The sequence below is a fragment of the Burkholderia sp. RF7-non_BP4 genome (genome assembly GCF_001521935.1).
GTDB lineage: Bacteria > Pseudomonadota > Gammaproteobacteria > Burkholderiales > Burkholderiaceae > Burkholderia > Burkholderia diffusa.
In genome coordinates, this window is sequence record NZ_LOTA01000094.1 from 31,567 (window position 1) to 51,863 (window position 20,297).

The 20,297-nt window shown below is 66.3% G+C and carries 20 protein-coding genes; 7 read left to right on the forward strand and 13 right to left on the reverse strand.

Annotated elements, in window-relative coordinates; genetic code table 11:
• Positions 1-16: 16 nt before the first annotated feature.
• Together WS49_RS29555 and WS49_RS29560 are read left to right on the forward strand one after the other, a co-directional pair.
• The gene (locus tag WS49_RS29555) at positions 17-1,639 is read left to right on the forward strand and encodes an NAD(P)/FAD-dependent oxidoreductase (protein WP_059535785.1); all 1,623 of its coding nucleotides are present in this window, start codon (positions 17-19) and stop codon (positions 1,637-1,639) included.
• Positions 1,640-1,876: 237 nt separating this feature from the next.
• On the forward strand, positions 1,877-2,782 hold the full coding sequence (locus tag WS49_RS29560) for a helix-turn-helix transcriptional regulator (protein WP_059535788.1): 906 nt from the start codon (positions 1,877-1,879) through the stop codon (positions 2,780-2,782).
• Positions 2,783-2,898: 116 nt separating this feature from the next.
• Here WS49_RS29560 and WS49_RS29565 read toward each other — a convergent pair whose 3' ends face one another.
• Positions 2,899-3,789 (reverse strand): amino acid ABC transporter substrate-binding protein, encoded by an 891-nt coding sequence (locus WS49_RS29565; protein ID WP_059535791.1) that lies wholly within the window; start codon positions 3,787-3,789, stop codon positions 2,899-2,901.
• A 450-nt stretch (positions 3,790-4,239) separates the two neighbouring features.
• On the opposite strand from WS49_RS29565, the gene mutS reads away from it, so the two are divergent.
• Complete coding sequence (mutS, locus tag WS49_RS29570) at positions 4,240-6,897, forward strand: DNA mismatch repair protein MutS (protein WP_059535793.1); 2,658 nt, start codon at positions 4,240-4,242, stop codon at positions 6,895-6,897.
• Positions 6,878-8,149 (forward strand): hypothetical protein, encoded by a 1,272-nt coding sequence (locus WS49_RS29575; RefSeq protein ID WP_059535796.1) that lies wholly within the window; start codon positions 6,878-6,880, stop codon positions 8,147-8,149. Before mutS ends, WS49_RS29575 begins: the two co-directional genes overlap by 20 nt.
• On the opposite strand, the gene WS49_RS29580 is transcribed toward WS49_RS29575, so the two are convergent.
• Positions 8,129-8,671 (reverse strand): FKBP-type peptidyl-prolyl cis-trans isomerase, encoded by a 543-nt coding sequence (locus tag WS49_RS29580; RefSeq protein WP_059535798.1) that lies wholly within the window; start codon positions 8,669-8,671, stop codon positions 8,129-8,131. The genes WS49_RS29575 and WS49_RS29580 overlap by 21 nt on opposite strands.
• A 32-nt stretch (positions 8,672-8,703) precedes the next feature.
• Here WS49_RS29580 and WS49_RS29585 point away from each other — a divergent pair, with 32 nt between their 5' ends.
• On the forward strand, positions 8,704-9,924 hold the full coding sequence (locus WS49_RS29585; RefSeq protein ID WP_059535800.1) for a cupin domain-containing protein: 1,221 nt from the start codon (positions 8,704-8,706) through the stop codon (positions 9,922-9,924).
• 54 nt (positions 9,925-9,978) lie between these two features.
• Positions 9,979-10,224 (forward strand): hypothetical protein, encoded by a 246-nt coding sequence (locus WS49_RS36595; RefSeq protein WP_011657350.1) that lies wholly within the window; start codon positions 9,979-9,981, stop codon positions 10,222-10,224.
• A 20-nt stretch (positions 10,225-10,244) separates the two neighbouring features.
• On the opposite strand, the gene WS49_RS35780 is transcribed toward WS49_RS36595, so the two are convergent.
• The 11 genes from WS49_RS35780 to WS49_RS29635 form a co-directional block, all read right to left on the reverse strand.
• Complete coding sequence (locus WS49_RS35780; protein ID WP_162499716.1) at positions 10,245-10,427, reverse strand: hypothetical protein; 183 nt, start codon at positions 10,425-10,427, stop codon at positions 10,245-10,247.
• A gap of 114 nt (positions 10,428-10,541) precedes the next feature.
• Positions 10,542-11,318: an MBL fold metallo-hydrolase gene (locus WS49_RS29590; RefSeq protein ID WP_059535802.1), complete on the reverse strand. Its 777-nt coding sequence runs from the start codon at positions 11,316-11,318 to the stop codon at positions 10,542-10,544.
• A gap of 4 nt (positions 11,319-11,322) precedes the next feature.
• Positions 11,323-12,468, reverse strand: coding sequence for an outer membrane protein assembly factor BamC (bamC, locus tag WS49_RS29595; RefSeq protein ID WP_059535804.1), 1,146 nt, complete (start codon positions 12,466-12,468; stop codon positions 11,323-11,325).
• Positions 12,469-12,579: 111 nt separating this feature from the next.
• The gene (gene dapA, locus WS49_RS29600; RefSeq protein WP_059464169.1) at positions 12,580-13,482 is read right to left on the reverse strand and encodes a 4-hydroxy-tetrahydrodipicolinate synthase; all 903 of its coding nucleotides are present in this window, start codon (positions 13,480-13,482) and stop codon (positions 12,580-12,582) included.
• Positions 13,483-13,529: 47 nt separating this feature from the next.
• The gene (locus WS49_RS29605; protein WP_059535806.1) at positions 13,530-14,132 is read right to left on the reverse strand and encodes a class I SAM-dependent methyltransferase; all 603 of its coding nucleotides are present in this window, start codon (positions 14,130-14,132) and stop codon (positions 13,530-13,532) included.
• A gap of 9 nt (positions 14,133-14,141) precedes the next feature.
• A complete protein-coding gene (locus WS49_RS29610; RefSeq protein ID WP_059535808.1) occupies positions 14,142-15,344 on the reverse strand; it encodes a tryptophan--tRNA ligase in 1,203 nt (400 codons plus the stop codon).
• 8 nt (positions 15,345-15,352) lie between these two features.
• Positions 15,353-16,015, reverse strand: a complete 663-nt coding sequence (locus tag WS49_RS29615) for a site-2 protease family protein (RefSeq protein WP_059535810.1) — start codon at positions 16,013-16,015, stop codon at positions 15,353-15,355.
• Between the two features lie 45 nt (positions 16,016-16,060).
• Positions 16,061-16,693 (reverse strand): L-threonylcarbamoyladenylate synthase, encoded by a 633-nt coding sequence (locus WS49_RS29620; RefSeq protein WP_059535812.1) that lies wholly within the window; start codon positions 16,691-16,693, stop codon positions 16,061-16,063.
• Positions 16,694-16,765: 72 nt separating this feature from the next.
• Positions 16,766-17,596: a 3',5'-nucleoside bisphosphate phosphatase gene (locus WS49_RS29625; protein ID WP_059535814.1), complete on the reverse strand. Its 831-nt coding sequence runs from the start codon at positions 17,594-17,596 to the stop codon at positions 16,766-16,768.
• A gap of 82 nt (positions 17,597-17,678) precedes the next feature.
• Positions 17,679-18,569 (reverse strand): alpha/beta fold hydrolase, encoded by an 891-nt coding sequence (locus WS49_RS29630; protein WP_059535816.1) that lies wholly within the window; start codon positions 18,567-18,569, stop codon positions 17,679-17,681.
• A 199-nt stretch (positions 18,570-18,768) separates the two neighbouring features.
• Positions 18,769-19,626 carry a ferritin-like domain-containing protein gene (locus WS49_RS29635; RefSeq protein ID WP_059535818.1) on the reverse strand — a complete coding sequence of 286 codons (858 nt, stop codon included), beginning with the start codon at positions 19,624-19,626 and terminating at the stop codon, positions 18,769-18,771.
• A gap of 144 nt (positions 19,627-19,770) precedes the next feature.
• Here WS49_RS29635 and WS49_RS29640 point away from each other — a divergent pair, with 144 nt between their 5' ends.
• On the forward strand, positions 19,771-20,295 hold the full coding sequence (locus tag WS49_RS29640; protein WP_059535820.1) for a gamma carbonic anhydrase family protein: 525 nt from the start codon (positions 19,771-19,773) through the stop codon (positions 20,293-20,295).
• The last annotated feature ends 2 nt before the right edge of the window (positions 20,296-20,297 follow it).

The window sequence follows — 20,297 nt, forward strand, 5'->3', positions numbered from 1 at the left end:
CCGTATCCGAATACTCATGTTACGGCTAAGCGAACTTAAACTCCCGCTCGACCACCCCGAGAGCGCCCTCGAAGCCGCGATCCGCGCGCGCCTCGCGGAGCTTGGCGTGCCGGCAGACGGGCTCCTCCGTTACACGGTGTTCCGCCGTGCGCACGATGCGCGCAAGCGCGCCGACATCAAGCTCACGTATATCGTCGACGTCGAAGTCAAGGACGAAGCGGCCGTGCTTCCGCGACTCGCCGGCACGCCGCATTGCGGCGTGACGCCCGACATGGCGTACCACTTCGTCACGAAGGCGCCCGAGCACGCCGACTTCCTGCGCCCGGTCGTCATCGGCATGGGGCCGTGCGGCCTGTTTGCCGGCCTGATCCTCGCGCAGATGGGTTTCCGCCCCATCATCCTCGAGCGCGGCAAGGCCGTGCGCGAGCGCACCAAGGACACCTTCGGCCTGTGGCGCAAGAGCGTCCTCAATCCCGAGTCCAACGTGCAGTTCGGCGAAGGCGGCGCCGGGACGTTTTCCGACGGCAAGCTTTACAGCCAGATCAAGGATCCCCATCACTACGGCCGCAAGGTGCTCGACGAATTCGTCAAGGCCGGTGCACCGGAAGACATCCTGTACCTGAGCCGGCCGCACATCGGCACGTTCCGCCTCGTGAGCATGGTGGAAAAGATGCGCGCGACCATCCACGAACTGGGCGGTGAAGTGCGCTTCGAAACCCGGGTCGAGGACATCGAAATCGACCAGGGCAAGGTGCGCTCGCTGACGCTGTCGAATGGCGAAACGCTCCGGTGCGATCACGTGGTGCTGGCCGTGGGCCACAGCGCGCGCGACACGTTCCAGATGCTGCACGATCGCGGCGTGTATGTCGAAGCGAAACCGTTCTCGCTGGGCTTCCGGATAGAACATCCGCAGGGGCTGATCGATCGCAGCCGCTTCGGCAAGTTCGCCGGTCACAAGCAACTCGGCGCGGCCGACTACAAGGTCGTCCATCACTGCAGCAACGGCCGCGCGGTCTACAGCTTCTGCATGTGCCCCGGCGGCACGGTGGTCGCGGCGACCTCCGAGCCGGGCCGCGTGGTCACCAACGGCATGAGCCAGTATTCCCGCGCCGAGCGCAACGCGAATGCGGGCATCGTCGTCGGCATCACGCCGGACGACTATCCGGGCGGCCCGCTGGCGGGCATCGCGTTCCAGCGCAAATGGGAAGAACGCGCGTTCGAGCTCGGCGGCGGCGATTACAGCGCGCCCGGGCAGCTGGTCGGCGATTTCATCGCGGGCCGGCCGTCGACGTCGCTCGGCTCCGTGGTGCCGTCGTACAAACCGGGCGTGCGCCCGACCGATCTCAGCACCGCGCTGCCCGACTACGTGATCGAAGCCATTCGTGAAGCGCTGCCGCAGATCGACAAGAAGATCGCCGGCTTCGCGATGCACGACGCGGTGCTCACCGGCGTGGAGACGCGCACGTCGTCCCCGATCCGGATCCGGCGCAAGGACGATTACCAGAGCGTGAACGTCGAAGGGCTGTATCCGGCCGGCGAAGGCGCCGGGTATGCGGGCGGCATCTATTCGGCAGCGATCGACGGTATCGAAGTCGCGCAGGCGGTGGCGCTCGATCTGATGTCGGCGCACACGTCCTGATATTGCAGGACGGACTCGGCGCACGTACGTCCGTGCGCCGAGTGAAGCCGGCATTTTCAATGCCTGCCCGGGGCGAGTTCGAATCGCCGCGTCGGACCGACGGTCTCGGATATCGGTCGCCGACCTTTGCGATGCGCCGCGGCCATTCAGAGGCCGATGTGCCGGACACGACCGGCGCCGGGCCAAATTTCGCTTTGGTATACTTCGCGGCCGAGCCCTCTACGTTTCCCCGCATCCATGGCCGCCGCACAGTCGGACAACGCGTCATCTGATTTCATGCCGGCTGACCTCAGGCAAAGCGTGGTCACGCAAACCTTGCCGCATTCCCAGGTCGGCATCAGCCGACTGAAGACATCTCGTAGAAATATTGGCCGAACTGCGCCATATGAACTCGAAGACGCCGATCTCATCGTGCTGCAATTGCGCGCGTTCGGCGAACAGGAATTGTGGCTTGACGGACGTGTTGCGCGTTTCGTCCCCTACGACGTGGGGACCGTCACGATTCATGACCTCGATCGCAGATGGGTTTCCGATCTCAAGGGAGCGTTCGACTGCATCCATTTTCACCTCCCTCGCCGAACGCTGGAGGAGACAGTCGATGAAATCGGCGGCAGACAGCGACCACAGCTTTACTTGCCGCCGCACTTGAGTGCGACGGATCCGATCATCCATCGCCTGGGCCAGGCTCTGCTCCCCGCTTTAGCGCGGCCCGAGCATGCGTCTCAGCTCTTTATCGACCATGTCGCGCTCGCCTTCCAGGCGCATGTCGCGCGCCTGTATGGCGGCGTCAGCGAGCGCCGGGAGAAGTCGACCTGCAAACTCACGGCGTGGCAGGAGCGAATGGCGAAAGGACTTCTTCTCGAACACCTTACCGGGAACATCTCGATTGCCGACGTGGCGAGAGCATGCGGCCTGTCTCGCGGCCATTTCGTCAAAGCCTTTCATCAGACCACCGGGTTACCGCCCCATCGCTGGCTGATCAACCAGCGTATCGAGCGAGCGATGATGTACATGCGCACGTCGTCCATGCCCCTGCAAATGATCTCGGACGCATGCGGCTTCGCCGACCAGAGCCACTTCACGAGAACATTCACGCGCGTCACCGGCGTGACGCCGCGTCGTTGGCGCACGGACAACGCTTGAGGATCGCAGGAGCGACGCCCCGCTTTCGCAAGCAGGTATTTCCTTGTTCTCCGGCATGATTCGACAAGTCCTGGCGCACGACGCTACGCCAAGACCTGCGCCCGGCCGATGGCTCGTCACTGTGCAGGTCGATCGCTTCGCGTGACCAGATTTCCCTTTAGCGCCGCGCTCATCGGCATGTCGAGATTCGCGCCGCGTGGCGGAATCGGCGATTCAAACCACTTTGCGTACAGGCGAGTGAATTCGCCGCTCTTCATGAGCCGAGTGAGCGTGCCGTCGACGAGTCGCTTGAACGCCGGATCGTCTTTGCGCACCATGCATGCGTACGGCTCCACCTGCAGCGCGTCTCCCGCCACGGCCCACGCACTCGGGTCGTCCGCGTTGGCCCTGAGCCCGTAAAGCAGCACGTCATCGAGGGCGAGCGCTGCCGCTTTGTCGTCCGCGACGATTTTTAGTGCGTCGGCGTAGTCCCTTGTCAGCACGACTTCGGCATCGATGTGCTGCGCTTCGAGCTGGCGCCGCAGCGTTTTTTCGTTCGTACTCCCGCCGACTGTCGCGACGGCCTTATGCGCGAGGTCGGCATAGTCGCCAATGCCCGACGCTCGTTTGGCCATCAGCCGCGTGCCGGCATAAAAGTAATTGATCGAAAACGCGACGTCCTTGCCACGCGCCGACGTGTTGGTCGTCGACCCGCACTCCAGATCGTAGGTGCCATTGACGAGCAGCGGAATTCGATTTTGACCGGTGACCGGCACATAAGCGACCTTCAGATCCGGTCTGCGAAGTGCCTTGCGAACGTCGTCGACGATTGCTTCCGTTACGTCCATCGAAAAACCGACGGCTTTATGCGGTGTCAGCAGATAGCTGAACGGCACGGCGGCTTCCCTGTACGAAACGACGATTTGATTGGACCGGGAGATTTTGTCCAACGTCTGCGCATTGGCAGTCATCGACACGGCGTACCCCGCGAATAACGCGGCGAGCATGGCAAATGATGGGGATCTCATGATGCCTCTTTCACGACGTTTTCTCTGCAGAAGCTCGATTTGCCGAGCCGTCTCCGTCAGTAGCGGACCGCACGTCGTATCCCTTGCCGCGCGTCCATCGATTCCGACGTGAATTCACTTTAAGCGGAGTCGATCGCCCCCGATTGATTCAGGTCAACAGCGCGGCCGTCTTGGAACGAGTGCCCGGAGAGGGTTTCAGCACGACGCTGCAAGTCCTATCGAGATCCGGTTGGCCGACAGGCCGCCTGCCCGCCTTGGCTGATTCATCAGCGTCATGCCGGCAAGACAAACACCGGCGCCATCCCTTGGGACCATCCGAGCGGCCAGGAATCGATGCCGGACACGGAGCCGTATCGCGCGATCTGCTGGCCTATCGGCCAACTTCGACCGAATTCGTCGAAGCCACTGGTAAACTCGGGGCAACTCAAGCAACAAATTCATGCCGGATCTATGACCACGCTGTCGCCCGAGGCCTTTGCAGGCCACACTCCGATGATGCAGCAGTACCTGCGCATCAAGGCCGATCACCCCGACACGCTCGTCTTTTACCGGATGGGCGACTTCTACGAGCTGTTCTTCGAGGATGCGGAGAAAGCGGCGCGTCTGCTCGATCTGACCCTGACGCAACGCGGCGCATCGGCCGGCACGCCGATCAAGATGGCCGGCGTCCCGCATCACGCGGTCGAACAGTATCTGGCGAAGCTCGTGAAGATGGGCGAATCGGTCGCGATCTGCGAGCAGATCGGCGACCCCGCGACGTCGAAGGGGCCGGTCGAACGCAAGGTCGTGCGCGTCGTCACGCCCGGCACGCTGACCGACGCGGCGCTGCTGTCCGACAAGAACGACGTCTACCTGCTCGCGATGTGCACGGGGCACAACAAGCGTGGCGTGGCGGTCAACATCGGCCTCGCGTGGCTGAACCTCGCAAGCGGCGCGCTAAGGCTCGCCGAAATCGAACCCGAGCAGCTCGGTGCCGCGCTCGAACGCATCCGGCCGGCCGAGATCCTCACGGCGGACGGCGCGACCGACGCCGTGCCCGCCGGCGCCGGCGCGATCAAGCGCGTGCCGGCATGGCACTTCGATATCGCGTCGGGCACGCAGCGCCTGTGCGACCAGCTCGACGTCGCGGGCCTCGACGGCTTCGGCGCGCATTCGCTGACGAGCGCATGCGGCGCTGCCGGTGCACTGCTGCTGTATGCGGCCGCCACACAGGGGCAGCAACTGCGTCACGTGCGCAGTCTGAAGGTCGAGAACGAAACCGAATACATCGGGCTCGATCCGGCAACGCGCCGCAACCTCGAACTGACCGAAACGCTGCGCGGCACCGAATCGCCGACGCTGTACTCGCTGCTCGACACCTGCTGCACGACGATGGGCAGCCGACTGCTGCGCCACTGGCTGCATCACCCGCCGCGCGCGTCCGTCGCCGCGCAGTCACGCCAGCAAGCGATCGGCGCGCTGCTCGAGGCGCCCGTGAACGCGAGCCTCGACGCGCTGCGAACCGCCCTGCGTCAGATCGCCGACGTCGAACGGATCACCGGGCGTCTCGCGCTGCTGTCCGCACGCCCGCGCGATCTGTCGAGCCTGCGCGACACGTTCGCGGCGCTGCCCGCGCTGCGCGAACGCATCAGCGCGATCGTCGCGAACGCGGATGCGCTCGCGCGCGTCGATGCGGCGCTCGCGCCGCCCGCCGAATGTCTCGACCTGCTGACGAGCGCGATCGCCCCCGAGCCTGCCGCGATGGTGCGCGACGGCGGCGTGATCGCGCGCGGCTACGATGCGGAGCTTGACGAGCTGCGCGACATCTCCGAGAACTGCGGGCAGTTCCTGATCGATCTCGAGGCGCGCGAGCGTACCCGCACGGGCATCGCGAACCTGCGCGTCGAATACAACAAGGTGCACGGCTTCTACATCGAGGTCACGCGCGGCCAGACCGACAAGGTGCCGGACGACTATCGCCGCCGCCAGACGCTGAAGAACGCCGAGCGCTACATCACGCCCGAGCTGAAGACTTTCGAGGACAAGGCGCTGTCCGCGCAGGAACGCGCGCTGGCCCGCGAGCGCGCGCTGTACGACGGCGTGCTGCAGGCACTGCTGCCGTTCATTGCCGAGTGTCAGCGCGTCGCGTCGGCGCTCGCGGAGCTCGACGTGCTCGCCGCGTTCGCCGAGCGCGCCCGCACGCTCGACTGGGTTGCGCCCGCCTTCACCGACGAAATCGGCATCGAGATCGAACAGGGGCGTCACCCCGTCGTCGAAGCGCAGGTCGAGCAGTTCATTGCGAACGACTGCCGATTCGGCGCCGAGCGCAAACTGCTGCTGATCACCGGCCCGAACATGGGCGGTAAGTCGACCTTCATGCGGCAGACGGCGCTGATCGCGCTGATGGCGTACGTCGGCAGCTACGTGCCGGCGAAGTCGGCCTGCTTCGGCCCGATCGACCGGATCTTCACGCGGATCGGCGCGGCCGACGACCTCGCCGGCGGCCGCTCGACCTTCATGGTCGAGATGACCGAAGCGGCTGCGATCCTGAACGACGCGACACCGCAGAGCCTCGTGCTGATGGACGAAATCGGCCGCGGCACGTCGACGTTCGACGGCCTCGCTCTCGCATGGGCCATCGCGCGCCATCTGCTGGCGCAAAACGGCTGCTACACGCTGTTCGCGACGCATTACTTCGAGTTGACGCAACTGCCCGCGGAATTCCCGCAAGCGGCCAATGTCCATCTGTCAGCCGTCGAGCACGGTCACGGCATCGTATTCCTGCATGCGGTCAACGAAGGCCCGGCGAACCAGAGCTACGGGCTGCAGGTTGCGCAACTCGCGGGCGTGCCGGCACCGGTGATCCGCGCCGCGCGCAAGCATCTCGCATATCTCGAACAGCAGTCGGCCACGCAGCATACGCCGCAGCTCGACCTGTTCAGCGCGCCGCCCGCCGCGGCCGACGAACTCGAATGCGCGGATGCGCCCGCGCCGTCCGACACTTCGCATCCGGCACTCGAAAGGCTGCGCGACATCGATCCCGACGACCTCAAGCCGCGCGACGCGCTCGACCTGCTGTACGAACTGCGCACGCTCGTCCGCTCGCACGATGCCGACGGGCACGCATAAACGCACCCCGTCGGGCTGGCCGGCCCGGGCCACCGCTGCACTGGTCGCGGCGATGCTCGCGCTGGCGCAGGCCGGCGCGCTGGCCACGCCGCCCAAACGAGCCGCCGCCCCCTATTCGTTCGCGGTCGTGTCGGGCGTCATCGACGCACCGGCCGACGAACCTGCCGCACAGCGACTATTCGAATCGATCGCGCGCGAACGCAATCTGGCCTTCGTCGTCTATGCAGGCAACATCAAGGGGGCGAAGGAAGCGTGCCGCGATTCGCTGTATACGCAGCGCGGCGCGATCCTGGATGCATCGCGCGTGCCGCTCGTGTTCATTCCCGGTCACGACGACTGGGTGACGTGCAACACGGCGGCAGGCGGCAGCTACGACCCGGTCGAACGCCTGGACTTCCTGCGTCAGACGCTGCTGGCCGACGCGGCGCAGCCCGACCCCGGCGCGCTGCAGATCACGCGCGAAAGCGAAGTCGCCCGCTTCCGGCCCTATCGTGAAAACGCGCGCTGGCTGCATGACGACGTCGTCTACGTCACGCTGAACGCACCGGCGCCGAACAATCACTATCTGACGGCCGGCGGGCGCAACGGCGAATTCGAGGACCGCATCATCGCGAATGGCTTCTGGATCGACCACGCGGCCGAATATGCGAAGCGGCGCGAAGCGCGCGCGATGGTGGTGATGTTCGAAGGCGATCCGCAGTTCGATCGCTATGAGCGTGCCGAACGCTTTGCGTGGTTGCGTTTCAACCGGCCGCGCGTCCGCGACGGCTTTCGTGAACTGAAACGAACGCTGGTGAAGGCGGCAGCGACATTCCGCGGCCCGATCCTGGTGATGCACGCGAGCGGCGAGCCGCTTGCGAACGGCTTCCTGATCGATCGCCCGCTGCATGCGGACGACGGCGTGCTGGTGGGAAATGTGACGCGTGTCGCGATCGGACCGCGTCATCCGGCGAATCAGTGGGTGAAGGTCAACGTGTCGCCGGCGCGGCAGACCATCTTCAACGTGAGCGTCCAGGACGTCCCGAAGAATCTGCCGATTCCGCCCGCGCTGCCGGCCGTGCCGCGCGACGAGGTCCCGCTGCCGCAGATGCCGGAAATCCCGGCCTTGCCGGCATTGCCCGACTCGTCGTCGGTCGCGCCGCCGCTGCAGGGCGACGGCACGACTCCGGGCGGCGCTTCGTGGCCCGCGCCGCCCCCTGCTTCAGGGCCGGCGCCGGGCCTGCCCGCCAGCTCAGTGCAGGGTACGCCCTGACGGCGCTTCGCCGTCCTCGTCTTCGTCCTCGTCGACGATTTCGAGGCCTTCCGCGCCATGCGCGTGCTCATGCTCGATCTCGTCCTCGGTCGCTTCGCGAACGTCCTTGACCGTCAGCGCGAAACGCAGCGCCATGCCCGCGAGCGGATGGTTGCCGTCGAGCACGACCTTGTCCTCGGCGATGTCGGTGACCGTGTAGATCAGCGAATCCACTTCCTCGTCGCCGTCTTCCGGCGTGCCTTCGAACTGCATGCCCACTTCGATCGGCTCGGGAAAACGATCGCGCGGCTCGATCTTCACGAGTTCGGGATCGTAGTCGCCGAACGCGTCCTGCGGCTCGAGCTGAATCTGCGCCTGGTAACCAGGCTCCTGGCCGTCGAGCTGTTCCTCGATCTTGGGGAACGTGCCATCATAGCCGCCGTGCAGATAAACCATCGGCTCGTCGCTTTCCTCGATCAGATTGCCTTGCGCATCCGACAGCTTGTAAGTGACCGACACGACGGTGTTTTTTGCGATTTTCATCCAATTCTCCCAAATACAAGTCTCATTATACGATGCGCAACCGGTCTCAAGCCGAACCGCGGGATACCGCTGCCGCCCCGCTCGGCGCGCCGCCTTCCGATCTTCCCACGCCGCTGCTCGGCGGCCTCTCGCCGGCGCAATTCATGCGCCGCTACTGGCAGAAGAAGCCGCTGCTGATCCGTCAGGCGATCCCCGGCGTGAAGCCGCCGGTCACGCGCGACGCCCTGTTCGAGCTCGCAGCCGACTATGACGCCGAATCGCGACTGATCACCCATTTTCGTAACAAGTGGCAACTGGCCCACGGTCCGTTCGAGCCGGGCGCGCTGCCTGCCGTTTCGCGCAAGTCCTGGTCCTTGCTCGTGCAGGGGCTCGACCTGCACGTCGACGCGGCGCGCGCGCTGCTCGACCGCTTCCGCTTCATCCCGGACGCGCGCCTCGACGACCTGATGATTTCGTACGCGACCGACGGCGGCGGCGTCGGCCCGCACTTCGACTCGTACGACGTATTTCTGCTGCAGGTCGAGGGCCGGCGCCGCTGGCGCATCGGTGCGCAGAAGGACCTGTCGCTGCAGCCGGACGTCCCGCTGAAGATCCTCGAGCATTTCGAGCCGAGCGACGAGTGGGTGCTGGAGCCGGGCGACATGCTGTACCTGCCGCCGCACATCGCGCACGACGGCGTGGCCGAAGGCGAATGCATGACGTGCTCGATCGGCTTTCGGGCGCCGTCCGCCGGGGAGCTGGGCGCGCAATTCCTGTACTACCTCGCGGAACGCGGCGGCCTGCGGGACGAGCGTGGCGACGCGCTTTACCGCGACCCGAAGCAGCCGGCAGTCGACATCCCTGCGCAACTGCCGCCGGCGATGGTCGATCGCGTCGCCGAGATCGTCGATGCGATCCGCTGGCGCAAGCGCGACGTCGCCGAATTCCTCGGTTGCTACCTGAGCGAACCGAAATCAAACGTCGTATTCGAGCCGCCGGCGCGTCCGCTGTCGGAGGCCGCGTTCGTCGCACAGGCGTCGCGCCGGGGCGTGTATCTCGACAGACGGGCCGCATTGATGTATAACGCGCGCTCGTACTTCATTAATGGCGAGGAAGAACCGCTCGAGCAGGCCGGCGAATGGCTGCCCGAACTGGCCAATCTGCGCCACATGGAGGCGAAACGGTTTGTAACACTATCCCGGGTTCCCTCAATGACAGCCTTGCTGCACGAGTGGTATTGTGCGGGCTGGATACGGGTCGGAAACCGGATTTAGTGAGCCTCCCCGTATGCCCGTGCAGATCAAATTCTGTATGGGAAAGACAACGTATTGACCCCGCATTTGTCGACGGTCGATAGGAAAGTGCATATAATTTCCGCCCAAGCCGTAGGGAAGATTCACGCTCTAGAAGTGCGTCTCCACCAGCGGCCCAGGTCGGTGTTGGAGCACATTACCGGTATTGTTTCGCGCTGTTGCTTACCTTTAACCATAAAAGGACGTGATCATGAAGAAATCCCTCCTCGTAGCTTCCCTGTTGGCTGCTGTTGCACTGGCTGCTTGCAACAAGAGCGCTGATCAAGCTGCTTCGTCGGCTGCTAGCGACGCATCGGCTGCTGCTTCGTCGGCTGCTTCGGCAGTTGCTGGTGCTGCGAGCGACGCTTCGGCTGCTGCTTCGTCGGCGACGGCTGCTGCGAGCGACGCAGCTGCTGCTGTGGCGTCGGCTGCTTCGGCAGCGACGGCTGCTCCGGCTTCGGGCGCAAGCCAGTAAGCCTCAGCATCAGCTGAAAAAAAACCGGCCTTCGGGCCGGTTTTTTTACGTCTGTCGGTTACGCGCATCATTTCCGGCAGCCAGGCCGGCCAGGAGCCGTCCTGTACGCCCTACCTGCACCCGCTCAGCCGAGCGTCAGCCAGTCGAAGCCCGCGTCCTGCGTGGCCACGACGACTTCCTCCCCGTCCGTTCCCAGCACGCCGGCCAATGCTTGGCGGGCCAGCTCGGGCCGGTTGTTCTGCTGGCTCAGGTGCGCCGCGACCAAGTGCTGGAGGCGGCTGCGTTCGAGCGATGCGAGGATGCCCGCGGCGGCGTCGTTGCTCAGGTGGCCGTGATTGCCGCCGATCCGCGCCTTCAGCGACTGCGGATAGCGGCTCCCGGCGAGCATCTCGGTATCGTGGTTGGATTCGAGCACCAGCGCGTCACAACCGCTCAGAACGGCCGTGATATGCGGTGTGGCCATTCCGACGTCGGTCAGCACGCCGAGTCGGCTGCAACCGTCCATGAAGACGAACTGGAGCGGTTCCCGCGCGTCATGGGGCACCGTATAGGGCATCACGGCCAGATCGCGAATCGCGGCCGTCTCGTCACCCCACAATACGTGGAGATCGACATCGGCTTCGTCCGCGCCCACCGCGCGTGCCGTGCCCCAGCTCATGTAGAGCGGCAGCGACCCGCGCCGCGCGAGCGTCAGCGCGCTGCCAACGTGGTCGCTGTGTTCGTGGGTGATGAGGATCGCATCGAGATCGTCGATGGCGAGATTCAGGCGGCCGAGGCGGCGCTCGACCTCCTTCGCTGAAAAACCGCAGTCGAGCAGCACGCGGGTGGTCGTCGTGCCGCTCGAGACCTCGACGACCAGCGCGTTGCCTTCGCTGCCGCTACCGAGGCTGGCGAAGCGCACGCGATCAGTTCAACTGGGCGTGCAGCAGCGAAATGATCCGCTGCGCGTCCGACGAGTTGTCGACCTTGCCGTTCGCGTCGACCACCGCGACCTGCGTGCCGCCACTGCCCTGCGCGCGCACGTTGACCAGGTATTCCTTGCCCGGCTTGGCCGCCGACGGGCCGCCGTAGAACAGCTTGCCGAACAGCCCGTCGCGCTTGAGCTCTTCCATCGTATTCGCATAACGGACCGTGTACACGCCCTTCTCGCGGTCGCGATTGTCGACCGCGAAGTTGGTACGGTCGAGCGCGAGACCGACGCGCAGCCATGCACGGTCGAACGATTCCGCCAGCTGCAGCGTCGCGGCACCGCTGCTCGTATCGCTGACCTGCGCCGGCGCCGTCGCGGGACGCGCATCGGTCAGCAGTTGCTTCGCCTGCGCGTCGCTCAGGCCGAACTTCTGCATGAGCTTCGACAGGAACACGGCCTCGAGCACCGGATTGCGCGGACGCTCTTCCCAGCGCGACGACGTGCCGCCCTGCGGGCCGACCATCATTTCCTCCATCGCGCTGTGCGTGATCGAGATGTCGGTGTTGCCGTCCGGCGTGCGGTTCACGAGCGTGCGGAAACGGTCGCGCGTGCCCGACGAGTAAGCGAAGTCGATGACCTTGCCGATCGTGCGACGGAACCAGTCGTCGGGAATGTTCGCGCGGTTCTCGGCCCAGTCGGTGGCCATGATGCCGGTCGACGGTGCGTCGGTCTTCAGCGAGAAGCCGTTCTCCTGCCAGAATTCCTTCAGGATCGGCCACAGCTGCTCGGGCGTGCGCCCGTCCACGACGAGCCAGCGGCGGTCGCCGTCGCGCTCGATATGCATGCCGAGCGGATCCTGCGCGCTCGGGACACCGTCGGTCGCGTTGCCGGCGGCGGTCGTCGCCCGCGGCGGCAGCGTGCCGAGACCGGCGTTGCTCGGCGGCGCGACGAACTGCTGGGTCGTCGGCACCGGCTTCAGGTCGCTCGGCACCGCGAGCGGCGGCGCCGAACCCGTGTTCTTGTAGTTGACCCGGTCAGGAGCCAGATAATCGTTCAGCGTATCGCAGCCGGCGAGCGCGCCCAGCGCCAGCGCCACCACCGAAACCTGGATGGCGCGAGAGGAAAAGGCGAAACGTTTCATGAAATCCTTCGTCTTGCTAGAACGCTCGTCAGGAGCGGCGCCGGACGGAGCCGGCCGGTGCGGGTTGATGAGGGGTCGAGCCGGCGGCCGCAGGACACGGCCGCCTGAGCATCAGAGGACGCCGGCCTCGACGAGGGCCGAACGCACGACATCGTGACAGCGCTCGTCGAGCGGCGTGAGCGGCAGGCGGATGCCGCCCTGCATCTTGCCCATTGCCTGCAGCGCCCACTTCACCGGAATCGGGTTCGCCTCGACGAACAGATTCTTGTGCAGCGACAGGAGCTTCATGTGCAGCTCGCGCGCCGTTGCGACGTCGCCGGCCAGCGCCGCGCGGCACAGGTCGCTCATCGCGCGCGGCGCGACGTTCGCCGTCACCGAAATGTTGCCGTGGCCGCCGAGCAGCATCAACGCGATCGCGGTCGGATCGTCGCCGCTGTAGATCGCGAAATGCTTCGGAGCGGCCTTGATCAGGTGCGCGGCGCGATCGATGTTGCCGGTCGCGTCCTTCACGCCGATGATGCCCGGCACCTGCGCGAGGCGCAGCGTCGTCTCGTGCGCCATGTCCGCGACCGTCCGGCCGGGCACGTTGTAGAGGATCACCGGCAGGTCGACCGCTTCGGCGATCGTCTTGAAGTGCCGGTACATCCCTTCCTGCGTGGGCTTGTTGTAGTACGGCACGACCTGCAGCGTCGCGTCGGCGCCGACGGCCTTCGCATGCTTCGTCAGTTCGATCGCCTCGGCGGTCGAATTGCCGCCCGCGCCCGCGATGATCGGGATGCGCTTCGCCGCATGCTCGACCGCCGTGCGGATCATCAGGATGTGCTCTTCGACGTTGAGCGTTGCCGACTCGCCGCTTGTGCCGACCACGACGAGTGCGTCGGTGCCTTCCGCGATGTGCCAGTCGATCAGTTTGCGAAACGCCGGCAGGTCGAGACTGCCGTCTTCGAGCATCGGGGTGACGATCGCGGGGATGCTGCCGCGGATTTGAATGCCGTCTTGGGTGCCGTTAGCCATGAAACGCGATTGATTGATGTACCGGTAAACGTTGAGATTGTAGCGGATTAGCCGGGCAGTTCGTAACGTGGAATTCCCGCCCCCGCCGTCGGGGTCGCGCCCTCGCGTACCGCGCAGACGCGCTGCACGAACGCCTCGCGCGGCGCGGCGACGAATCCGTCCTCGTACGCGACCACCCGCAGGCGGCCGCGCACCGCGTCCAGCAGCTCGCCCGGGGCGAGCAGGAACGCGGGATTGGACGGCTTGCCGACCGTTTCGTTTCCTTGCGCGAAGGTTTCGTAGATCAGCACGCCACCCGGCGCCACCGCATCGAGCAGTTGGGGCCAGAGCGGGCGATGCAGATAATGGGTGACGATCACTGCCGCGAACGACGCGCCGGCCGGCAGCGGCCAGGGCGCGCCTTCGAGATCGGCGTCGCGCACATCGACGCCGGCAATCGCGCGCAATGCGGCCAGCGCGGCCGGATCGCGGTCGAGCGCGACGACCGGATGCCCTTGCGACGCAAACCAGCGTGCATGGCGGCCGCCGCCCGCGGCGACGTCGAGCACCGCGCCGCCCGCCGGGACGAGCCGCGACCAGCGGGCGACCCAGCGCGACGGTTCGGTCTGGGCGACGTGGCCGCCCGCGGCGGCAATGACAGGTTCGCGCATGCCGTCAGGTCAGGTGTACGACAGGCCCATCGCCTCGCGCACGTCGCGCATCGTCTCGACCGCGTGCTTGCGCGCCTTGTCGCAGCCGTCCGCGACGATCGCACGCAGCAGCGACGGATCGTCCATGTACTTCTGTGCGCGCTCGAGCATCGGCTGCTGTTCGCTCAGGATCCCTTCGACGACCGGCTGCTTGCAGTCGAGGCAGCCGATGCCCGCCGAGCGGCAGCCGCTCTGCACCCACTGGTGCGTCGTTTCGTCCGTATAGACCTGATGCAGCTGCCACACCGGGCACTTGTCCGGATCGCCCGGATCGGTGCGGCGCACGCGCGCCGGATCGGTCGGCATCGTGCGCACCTTCTTCGTGATCGTCTCCGCATCCTCGCGCAGGCCGATCGTATTGCCGTACGACTTCGACATCTTCTGGCCGTCGAGGCCCGGCATCCGGGACGCTTCGGTCAACATCGCCTGCGGCTCGACCAGGATGATCTTGCGCGCGCCTTCGAGATAGCCGAACAGGCGCTCGCGGTCGCTCATCGACAGGCTCTGCGATTCCTGCAGCATCGCGCGCGCCTGTTCGAGCGCCTCGTCGTCACCTTCCTGCTGATACGCGTTGCGCAGCTCGTGATAAAGCTTCGCGCGCTTGCCGCCGAGCTTCTTCGCGGCTTCGAGCGCCTTCTCCTCGAAGCCCGGCTCGCGGCCGTACAGGTAGTTGAAGCGGCGCGCGATCTCGCGCGTCATCTCGACGTGCGGCACCTGGTCCTCGCCGACCGGCACGAGCGAGCCGCGATACAGCAGGATGTCGGCCGCCATCAGCACCGGGTAGCCGAGGAAGCCGTAGGTCGACAGGTCCTTGTCCTTCAGCTTCTCCATCTGCTCCTTGTAGGTCGGCACGCGTTCGAGCCAGCCGAGCGGCGTGCTCATGCCGAGCAGCAGCGCGAGCTCCGCATGCTCGGGCACCTTGCTCTGGATGAACAGCGTCGCCTGCGCCGGATCGATGCCGGACGCGAGCCAGTCGATCAGCACGTCCCACACGTTCTTCTCGATGACCTCGGGTGTTTCGTAGTGCGTCGTCAGCGCATGCCAGTCGACCACGCAGAAGAAGCACGGGTACTCGGACTGCAGCTTCACCCAGTTTTTCAGCACGCCGTGGTAGTGGCCGAGGTGCAGCGACCCGGTGGGTCGCATGCCGGAGAAAATACGATCTGGGAACATGATTGTCGTTAGAAAAGCGAGGCGAAGGGAGACAGGATGGCGCTCAGCACGCCGGCCGCGGCGTTCACGAGCGGACGCAGCCAGAAGTTCGTCAGCACGCCCGTCATGACCAGCACGAGGACGATGAGGAAACCATACGGCTCGATGCGCGACAGCGCGATCGATTGCTTCGGCGGCAGCAGCGCCGCCAGGATGCGGCCGCCGTCGAGCGGCGGCAGCGGAAACAGGTTCAGCACGCCGAGCACCAGGTTCGCGCTGACGCCTGCGTAGGCCATCCGCGTGAAGAACGGCTCGTCGATGCCGGCAGCGGGCAGCACGATGGTCAGCACGCCCCAGATCAGTGCCTGCACGAAGTTGCAGGCCGGGCCCGCCAGCGACACCCACAGGCTGCCCCAGCGCGGATCGCGCAAGTTGCCGAACGACACCGGCACCGGCTTCGCATAGCCGAACAGGAAAGCGCCGCCCGTCAGGAAATACATCGCGAGCGGGATCGCGATCGTGCCGATCGGATCGATGTGGCGCATCGGGTTGAACGACACGCGCCCCATCATGTAGGCGGTGTTGTCGCCGAGCAGGCGTGCGGCATAGCCGTGCGCGGCCTCGTGCAGCGTGATCGCGAAGATCACGGGCAGCGCGTAGACGGCGATGGTCTGTATCAGGGAAGCGTCCATATCGCGTTATTGTAACAAGCGCACTCGCGCAAAAATGAAAGGCGCTTACGCGGCCGAAAGCCCGAACGGTTCGAGCGCGCCGCGCCCCGCGCGCACGAGTTGCGGCTCGTCGCCCGTCAGGTCGATCACCGTCGACGGCTCGCGCGGACACGCGCCGCCGTCGATCACGAGATCGACCTGCTTCTCGAGCCGCGCGCGGATGTCGTCGGGATCGTTGAGCGGCTCGTCGTCCGGCGGCAGGATCAGCGTCGTGCCGAGCAGCGGCTGGCCGAGCGACTCGAGCAGCGCGAGCGTGATCGCGTGGTCGGGCACGCGCAGCCCGATCGTCTTGCGCGACGGGTGCGACAGCCGGCGCGGCACTTCCTTCGTCGCCTGCAGGATGAACACGTACGGGCCCGGCGTCACCGACTTGATCTGCCGGTACTGACGGTTGTCCACCATCGCGAAGTTCGCCAGTTCCGACAGGTCGCGCACGAGCAGCGAAAGATGCTGCTTCTCGTCGAGGCCACGGATGCGACGCACGCGCTCGACCGCGTCCTTGTCGTCGAGGTGGCACGCGAGCGCGTAGCTCGAATCGGTCGGCATCGCGATCACGCCGCCCTTGCTGACGATGTCCGCGGCCTGCTTGATCAGGCGCGGCTGCGGATTATCCGGATGAATCCTGAAGAACTGGGACATGGGGACACGTAAAGAGGGAGAAGTCGGATGCGCGCCTGGGCGGCAGCGCCGGCGGCAAGCGGCCGCGGTACGTCAGAGCCAGCGCTCCCAGAGCGGTTTCAGGTCGGGCGGCAATGGCGGCAGGCTACCGAGCTCGATGCGGCCCTCGCCCGGCGCATGGAAATCCGAGCCGCGCGACACCTCGAAGCCGAAGCGGCGCGCGACGTCCGCGTATTCGCGGTACTGGTCGGGCGTGTGACTGCCCGTAATGACCTCGATCGCGCGGCCGCCCAGATCGATGAATTCGCCGAAAAACGCATCGAATTCGACCGGCGTGTAGCGATAGCGGCCCGGGTGCGCGACCACGGCCTCGCCGCCCGCCGCGCGAATCCATGCAACGGCGTCGGACAGCGTCGCCCAGCGGTGCGGGACGAACCCGGGCTTGCCGTCGCCGAGCAGGCGGTCGAACACATCGGAGGTCGATTCGGCATGACCGTTCTCAACCAGGAAGCGCGCGAAGTGGGTGCGCGAGATCAGGTCGGGATTCGATACGTACTTGAGTGCGCCTTCGTACGCGCCGGGAATGCCGAGCGTCTCGAGTTGCGCGGCGATCGCCCGCGCACGGGCGGCGCGGCCGTGGCGCGTGCGGTAGAGGCCGTCCACGAGCGTCGGGTTCGACGGATCGATGTGCAGCCCGACGATATGCACGGTGCGCGACGCCCACGTAACCGAAATCTCGACGCCGCTCAGGTAGCGCATCCCCAGCGCCTCCGCCTCGCTGCGCGCCGCCGCCTGGCCGCCGATTTCGTCGTGATCGGTCAGCGCCCACAGGGTCACGCCGCCGGCATGGGCGCGGCGCGCGACGTCGGCAGGCGACAGCAACCCGTCGGAAACATTCGAATGGCAGTGGAGATCAGCGTTCATTGTCGGTATGGCAGGTGAAGCTTCATTCTACTGCAATGCGGCAATTGCGCCGCCCGCCTGCCCCGCCGCCGCCGCCGCCGGCCTACGCGCAAAACGCCTCGATCAGCGCCGCGATCTGCTCCGGCTGGTCATGATGAACCATGTGGCCGGCATCCTCGACGAGCTTTTCGCGCCAGTCGGGGAACGCGTCGAAGCGCGCCTTGAACTCCGGCAGCGGGATGTCGCCGGCGAGATACGCGAGCGTCGGCGAATTGACGGCCTCGACGTGCAGCACCTTCGCACGCACCTGCTTCCAGACGGCCATCACCTCGTCGAGCCGGTACAGCTGCGGGCCCGCCATCTTGTGCGCGGGATCCGCCAGCAGGTGGTAGAGGCCGTCGTCGCCACGCTTCGACCAGTGCGCGGCAAGGAATGCGGCCCTGCGCGGTTCGAGCCGCGGATTGGTCTTGATCAGCCGGGCCGCCACGTCGTCGAGCGACGCGTACGGGCGCAACACCGGCGGCTCGCGCAGCTCGTCGAGCCAGCCACGCAGCCGGCGCGGCGCCTGTTCGGCCCGCGCGGGGGCGAGCCCGAACCCTTCGAGGTCGACCACGCGCCGCACGCGCTCCGGGCGCGCGCCCGCATACAGGCACACGACGTTCGCCCCCATGCTGTGCCCGATCAGATTGACTTCGCCGGTGGGCGCATAGTGATCGACGAGCGCATCGAGGTCGCCCAGGTACTCGTGGAACCAGTAATGACCGCCGCCCTGCCTCGCGACCGGCCAGTCGGACAGGCCGAAGCCGCGCGCATCCGGCGCGATCACCTGCCAGTCGCCCGCGAGTGCGTCGACGACGAACTGGAACGATGCCGCGACGTCCATCCAGCCGTGCAGCATGAACAGCGTCGGCGCATCGGGCCGGCCCCAGCGCCGCACATGCAGCTTGACGCCGCGCACCGTGACGAAATCGGAAACAGAACTCGAGGCACTCATTGCAGCCGCCAAAAAAAGAATGATCGTTCGATTATAGCGATGGCGCTTCCGTTCCGGCGCCTGGCAGTCGAGGCAGCTCTCTAGCGCCGGCGTCTGGAATCGGCATGTCGGACACCGCGGACATGCCGCCGAACGATCCGCGAGGCCGGCGCGCGACAGCCTTCGCCCGCCCGTCGGGAGCCCGCGGCGGCCGGCCGCGCTAACCGGCCGCCTTGCCGTCCGCCGCGTCCTGCGCGGCGAGTTCGTCCAGCTCCGCCTGCTCGAACCCCGCGATGCGACGCGCGTCGAAATTGAACGGGCCGCGCAGTCGCGGCGCATGGTACTGCTCGGCGAGCTCGCGGTAGGCCGACACCGGATCACGGCCTGCCTCGTCGCACAAGTACCGGAACCAGCGATTCCCGATCGCGACATGGCCGATCTCGTCGCGCAGGATCACGTCGAGGATCGCCGCGGACGCGTCGTCGCCCGCCTGCACGAGCCGCGCACGGATCGGCGGCGACGCGTCGAGCCCGCGCGCCTCGAGCGTGCGCGGCACGAGCGCCATCCGCGCGAGCACATCGGCCTTGGTCCGCTCGCACATCTCCCACAGCCCGTTGTGCGCGGGAAAATCACCGTATGCATGCCCGAATTCGGCAAGCCGCTCGGACAGCAGCGTGAAGTGATGGGCCTCCTCGGCCGCGACCTGCAGCCAGTCCGCATAGAATGCGTCGGGCATCCCGGCGAAGCGCCACACAGCATCGAGCGCGAGGTTGATCGCGTTGAATTCGATATGCGCGAGGGCGTGCAGCAGCACCGCGCGCCCCGCGGGCGAGCGCATGCTGCGGCGCTCGAGCTGGCGCGGCTCGACGAGCGGCGGGCGCGCCGGACGGCCGGGCAGGTCAGTCGGTTCGTCCAGATCGAGCACCGGTGCGATCGCGGCCTGCCCGGCCAGCAGCGCGTCGTGCAGCGCGCGGACCCGAGCGGCCTTCGCGGCCGGCTCGGACATCCGCAGCGCGTCGAGCGCGGTGCGTCGCACGCAGTGCGGCGCAGCCATGAAAGTAGAAGGCTCCATGTTCATCAAGCGGGGGCACCGCCCGTGCGCATCGCGGGAGCGCATGCACGTGACGGTTTACAATATGCGTTTGTGCCGTCACGCAATGCGCCCGGCACGCCAGACGCGCCATTCTACCGGCGCCCATCACCGAAGAGACCAGGAGACTCCGTGACGATCTACAAACTGGGCGAGACGGCCCCGACGATCCACGAAAGCGTATTCGTCGCCGATACGGCGGCCATCATCGGCAAGGTCGTGCTCGAGGAAAACGCGAGCGTATGGTTTGGCGCGACGATTCGCGGCGACAACGAGACGATCACGGTCGGTGCCGGCAGCAACGTCCAGGAAGGCGCGGTCCTGCATACGGACCCCGGCTTTCCTCTGACGATTGCCGAGAACGTGACGATCGGGCACCAGGCGATGCTGCACGGATGCACGATCGGCGAAGGTTCGCTGATCGGGATTCAGGCGGTGGTCTTGAATGGTGCGGTCATCGGCCGCAATTGTCTGGTTGGTGCCGGCGCGGTGGTGACGGAAGGCAAGACGTTCCCGGACAATTCGCTGATTCTCGGCGCCCCGGCGAAGGTCGTGCGCGAGCTGTCGGCGGACGACGTCGCGCGGCTGCGCGCAAATGCGAAGACGTACGTCGAACGACGCGCGCATTTCAAGGAGCAACTCGTGCGAATCGGCTGATT

Excerpts from the sequence above, each read along its gene's own strand:
- WS49_RS29555 (WP_059535785.1), top strand. The coding sequence starts at position 17 with ATGTTACGGCTAAGCGAACTTAAACTCCCGCTCGACCACCCCGAGAGC.
- WS49_RS29560 (WP_059535788.1), top strand. The coding sequence starts at position 1,877 with ATGGCCGCCGCACAGTCGGACAACGCGTCATCTGATTTCATGCCGGCT.
- WS49_RS29565 (WP_059535791.1), bottom strand. The coding sequence starts at position 3,789 with ATGAGATCCCCATCATTTGCCATGCTCGCCGCGTTATTCGCGGGGTAC.
- mutS (WP_059535793.1), top strand. The coding sequence starts at position 4,240 with ATGACCACGCTGTCGCCCGAGGCCTTTGCAGGCCACACTCCGATGATG.
- WS49_RS29575 (WP_059535796.1), top strand. The coding sequence starts at position 6,878 with ATGCCGACGGGCACGCATAAACGCACCCCGTCGGGCTGGCCGGCCCGG.
- WS49_RS29580 (WP_059535798.1), bottom strand. The coding sequence starts at position 8,671 with ATGAAAATCGCAAAAAACACCGTCGTGTCGGTCACTTACAAGCTGTCG.
- WS49_RS29585 (WP_059535800.1), top strand. The coding sequence starts at position 8,704 with ATGCGCAACCGGTCTCAAGCCGAACCGCGGGATACCGCTGCCGCCCCG.
- WS49_RS35780 (WP_162499716.1), bottom strand. The coding sequence starts at position 10,427 with ATGCTGAGGCTTACTGGCTTGCGCCCGAAGCCGGAGCAGCCGTCGCTG.
- bamC (WP_059535804.1), bottom strand. The coding sequence starts at position 12,468 with ATGAAACGTTTCGCCTTTTCCTCTCGCGCCATCCAGGTTTCGGTGGTG.
- dapA (WP_059464169.1), bottom strand. The coding sequence starts at position 13,482 with ATGGCTAACGGCACCCAAGACGGCATTCAAATCCGCGGCAGCATCCCC.
- WS49_RS29605 (WP_059535806.1), bottom strand. The coding sequence starts at position 14,132 with ATGCGCGAACCTGTCATTGCCGCCGCGGGCGGCCACGTCGCCCAGACC.
- WS49_RS29610 (WP_059535808.1), bottom strand. The coding sequence starts at position 15,344 with ATGTTCCCAGATCGTATTTTCTCCGGCATGCGACCCACCGGGTCGCTG.
- WS49_RS29615 (WP_059535810.1), bottom strand. The coding sequence starts at position 16,015 with ATGGACGCTTCCCTGATACAGACCATCGCCGTCTACGCGCTGCCCGTG.
- WS49_RS29620 (WP_059535812.1), bottom strand. The coding sequence starts at position 16,693 with ATGTCCCAGTTCTTCAGGATTCATCCGGATAATCCGCAGCCGCGCCTG.
- WS49_RS29625 (WP_059535814.1), bottom strand. The coding sequence starts at position 17,596 with ATGAACGCTGATCTCCACTGCCATTCGAATGTTTCCGACGGGTTGCTG.
- WS49_RS29630 (WP_059535816.1), bottom strand. The coding sequence starts at position 18,569 with ATGAGTGCCTCGAGTTCTGTTTCCGATTTCGTCACGGTGCGCGGCGTC.
- WS49_RS29635 (WP_059535818.1), bottom strand. The coding sequence starts at position 19,626 with ATGAACATGGAGCCTTCTACTTTCATGGCTGCGCCGCACTGCGTGCGA.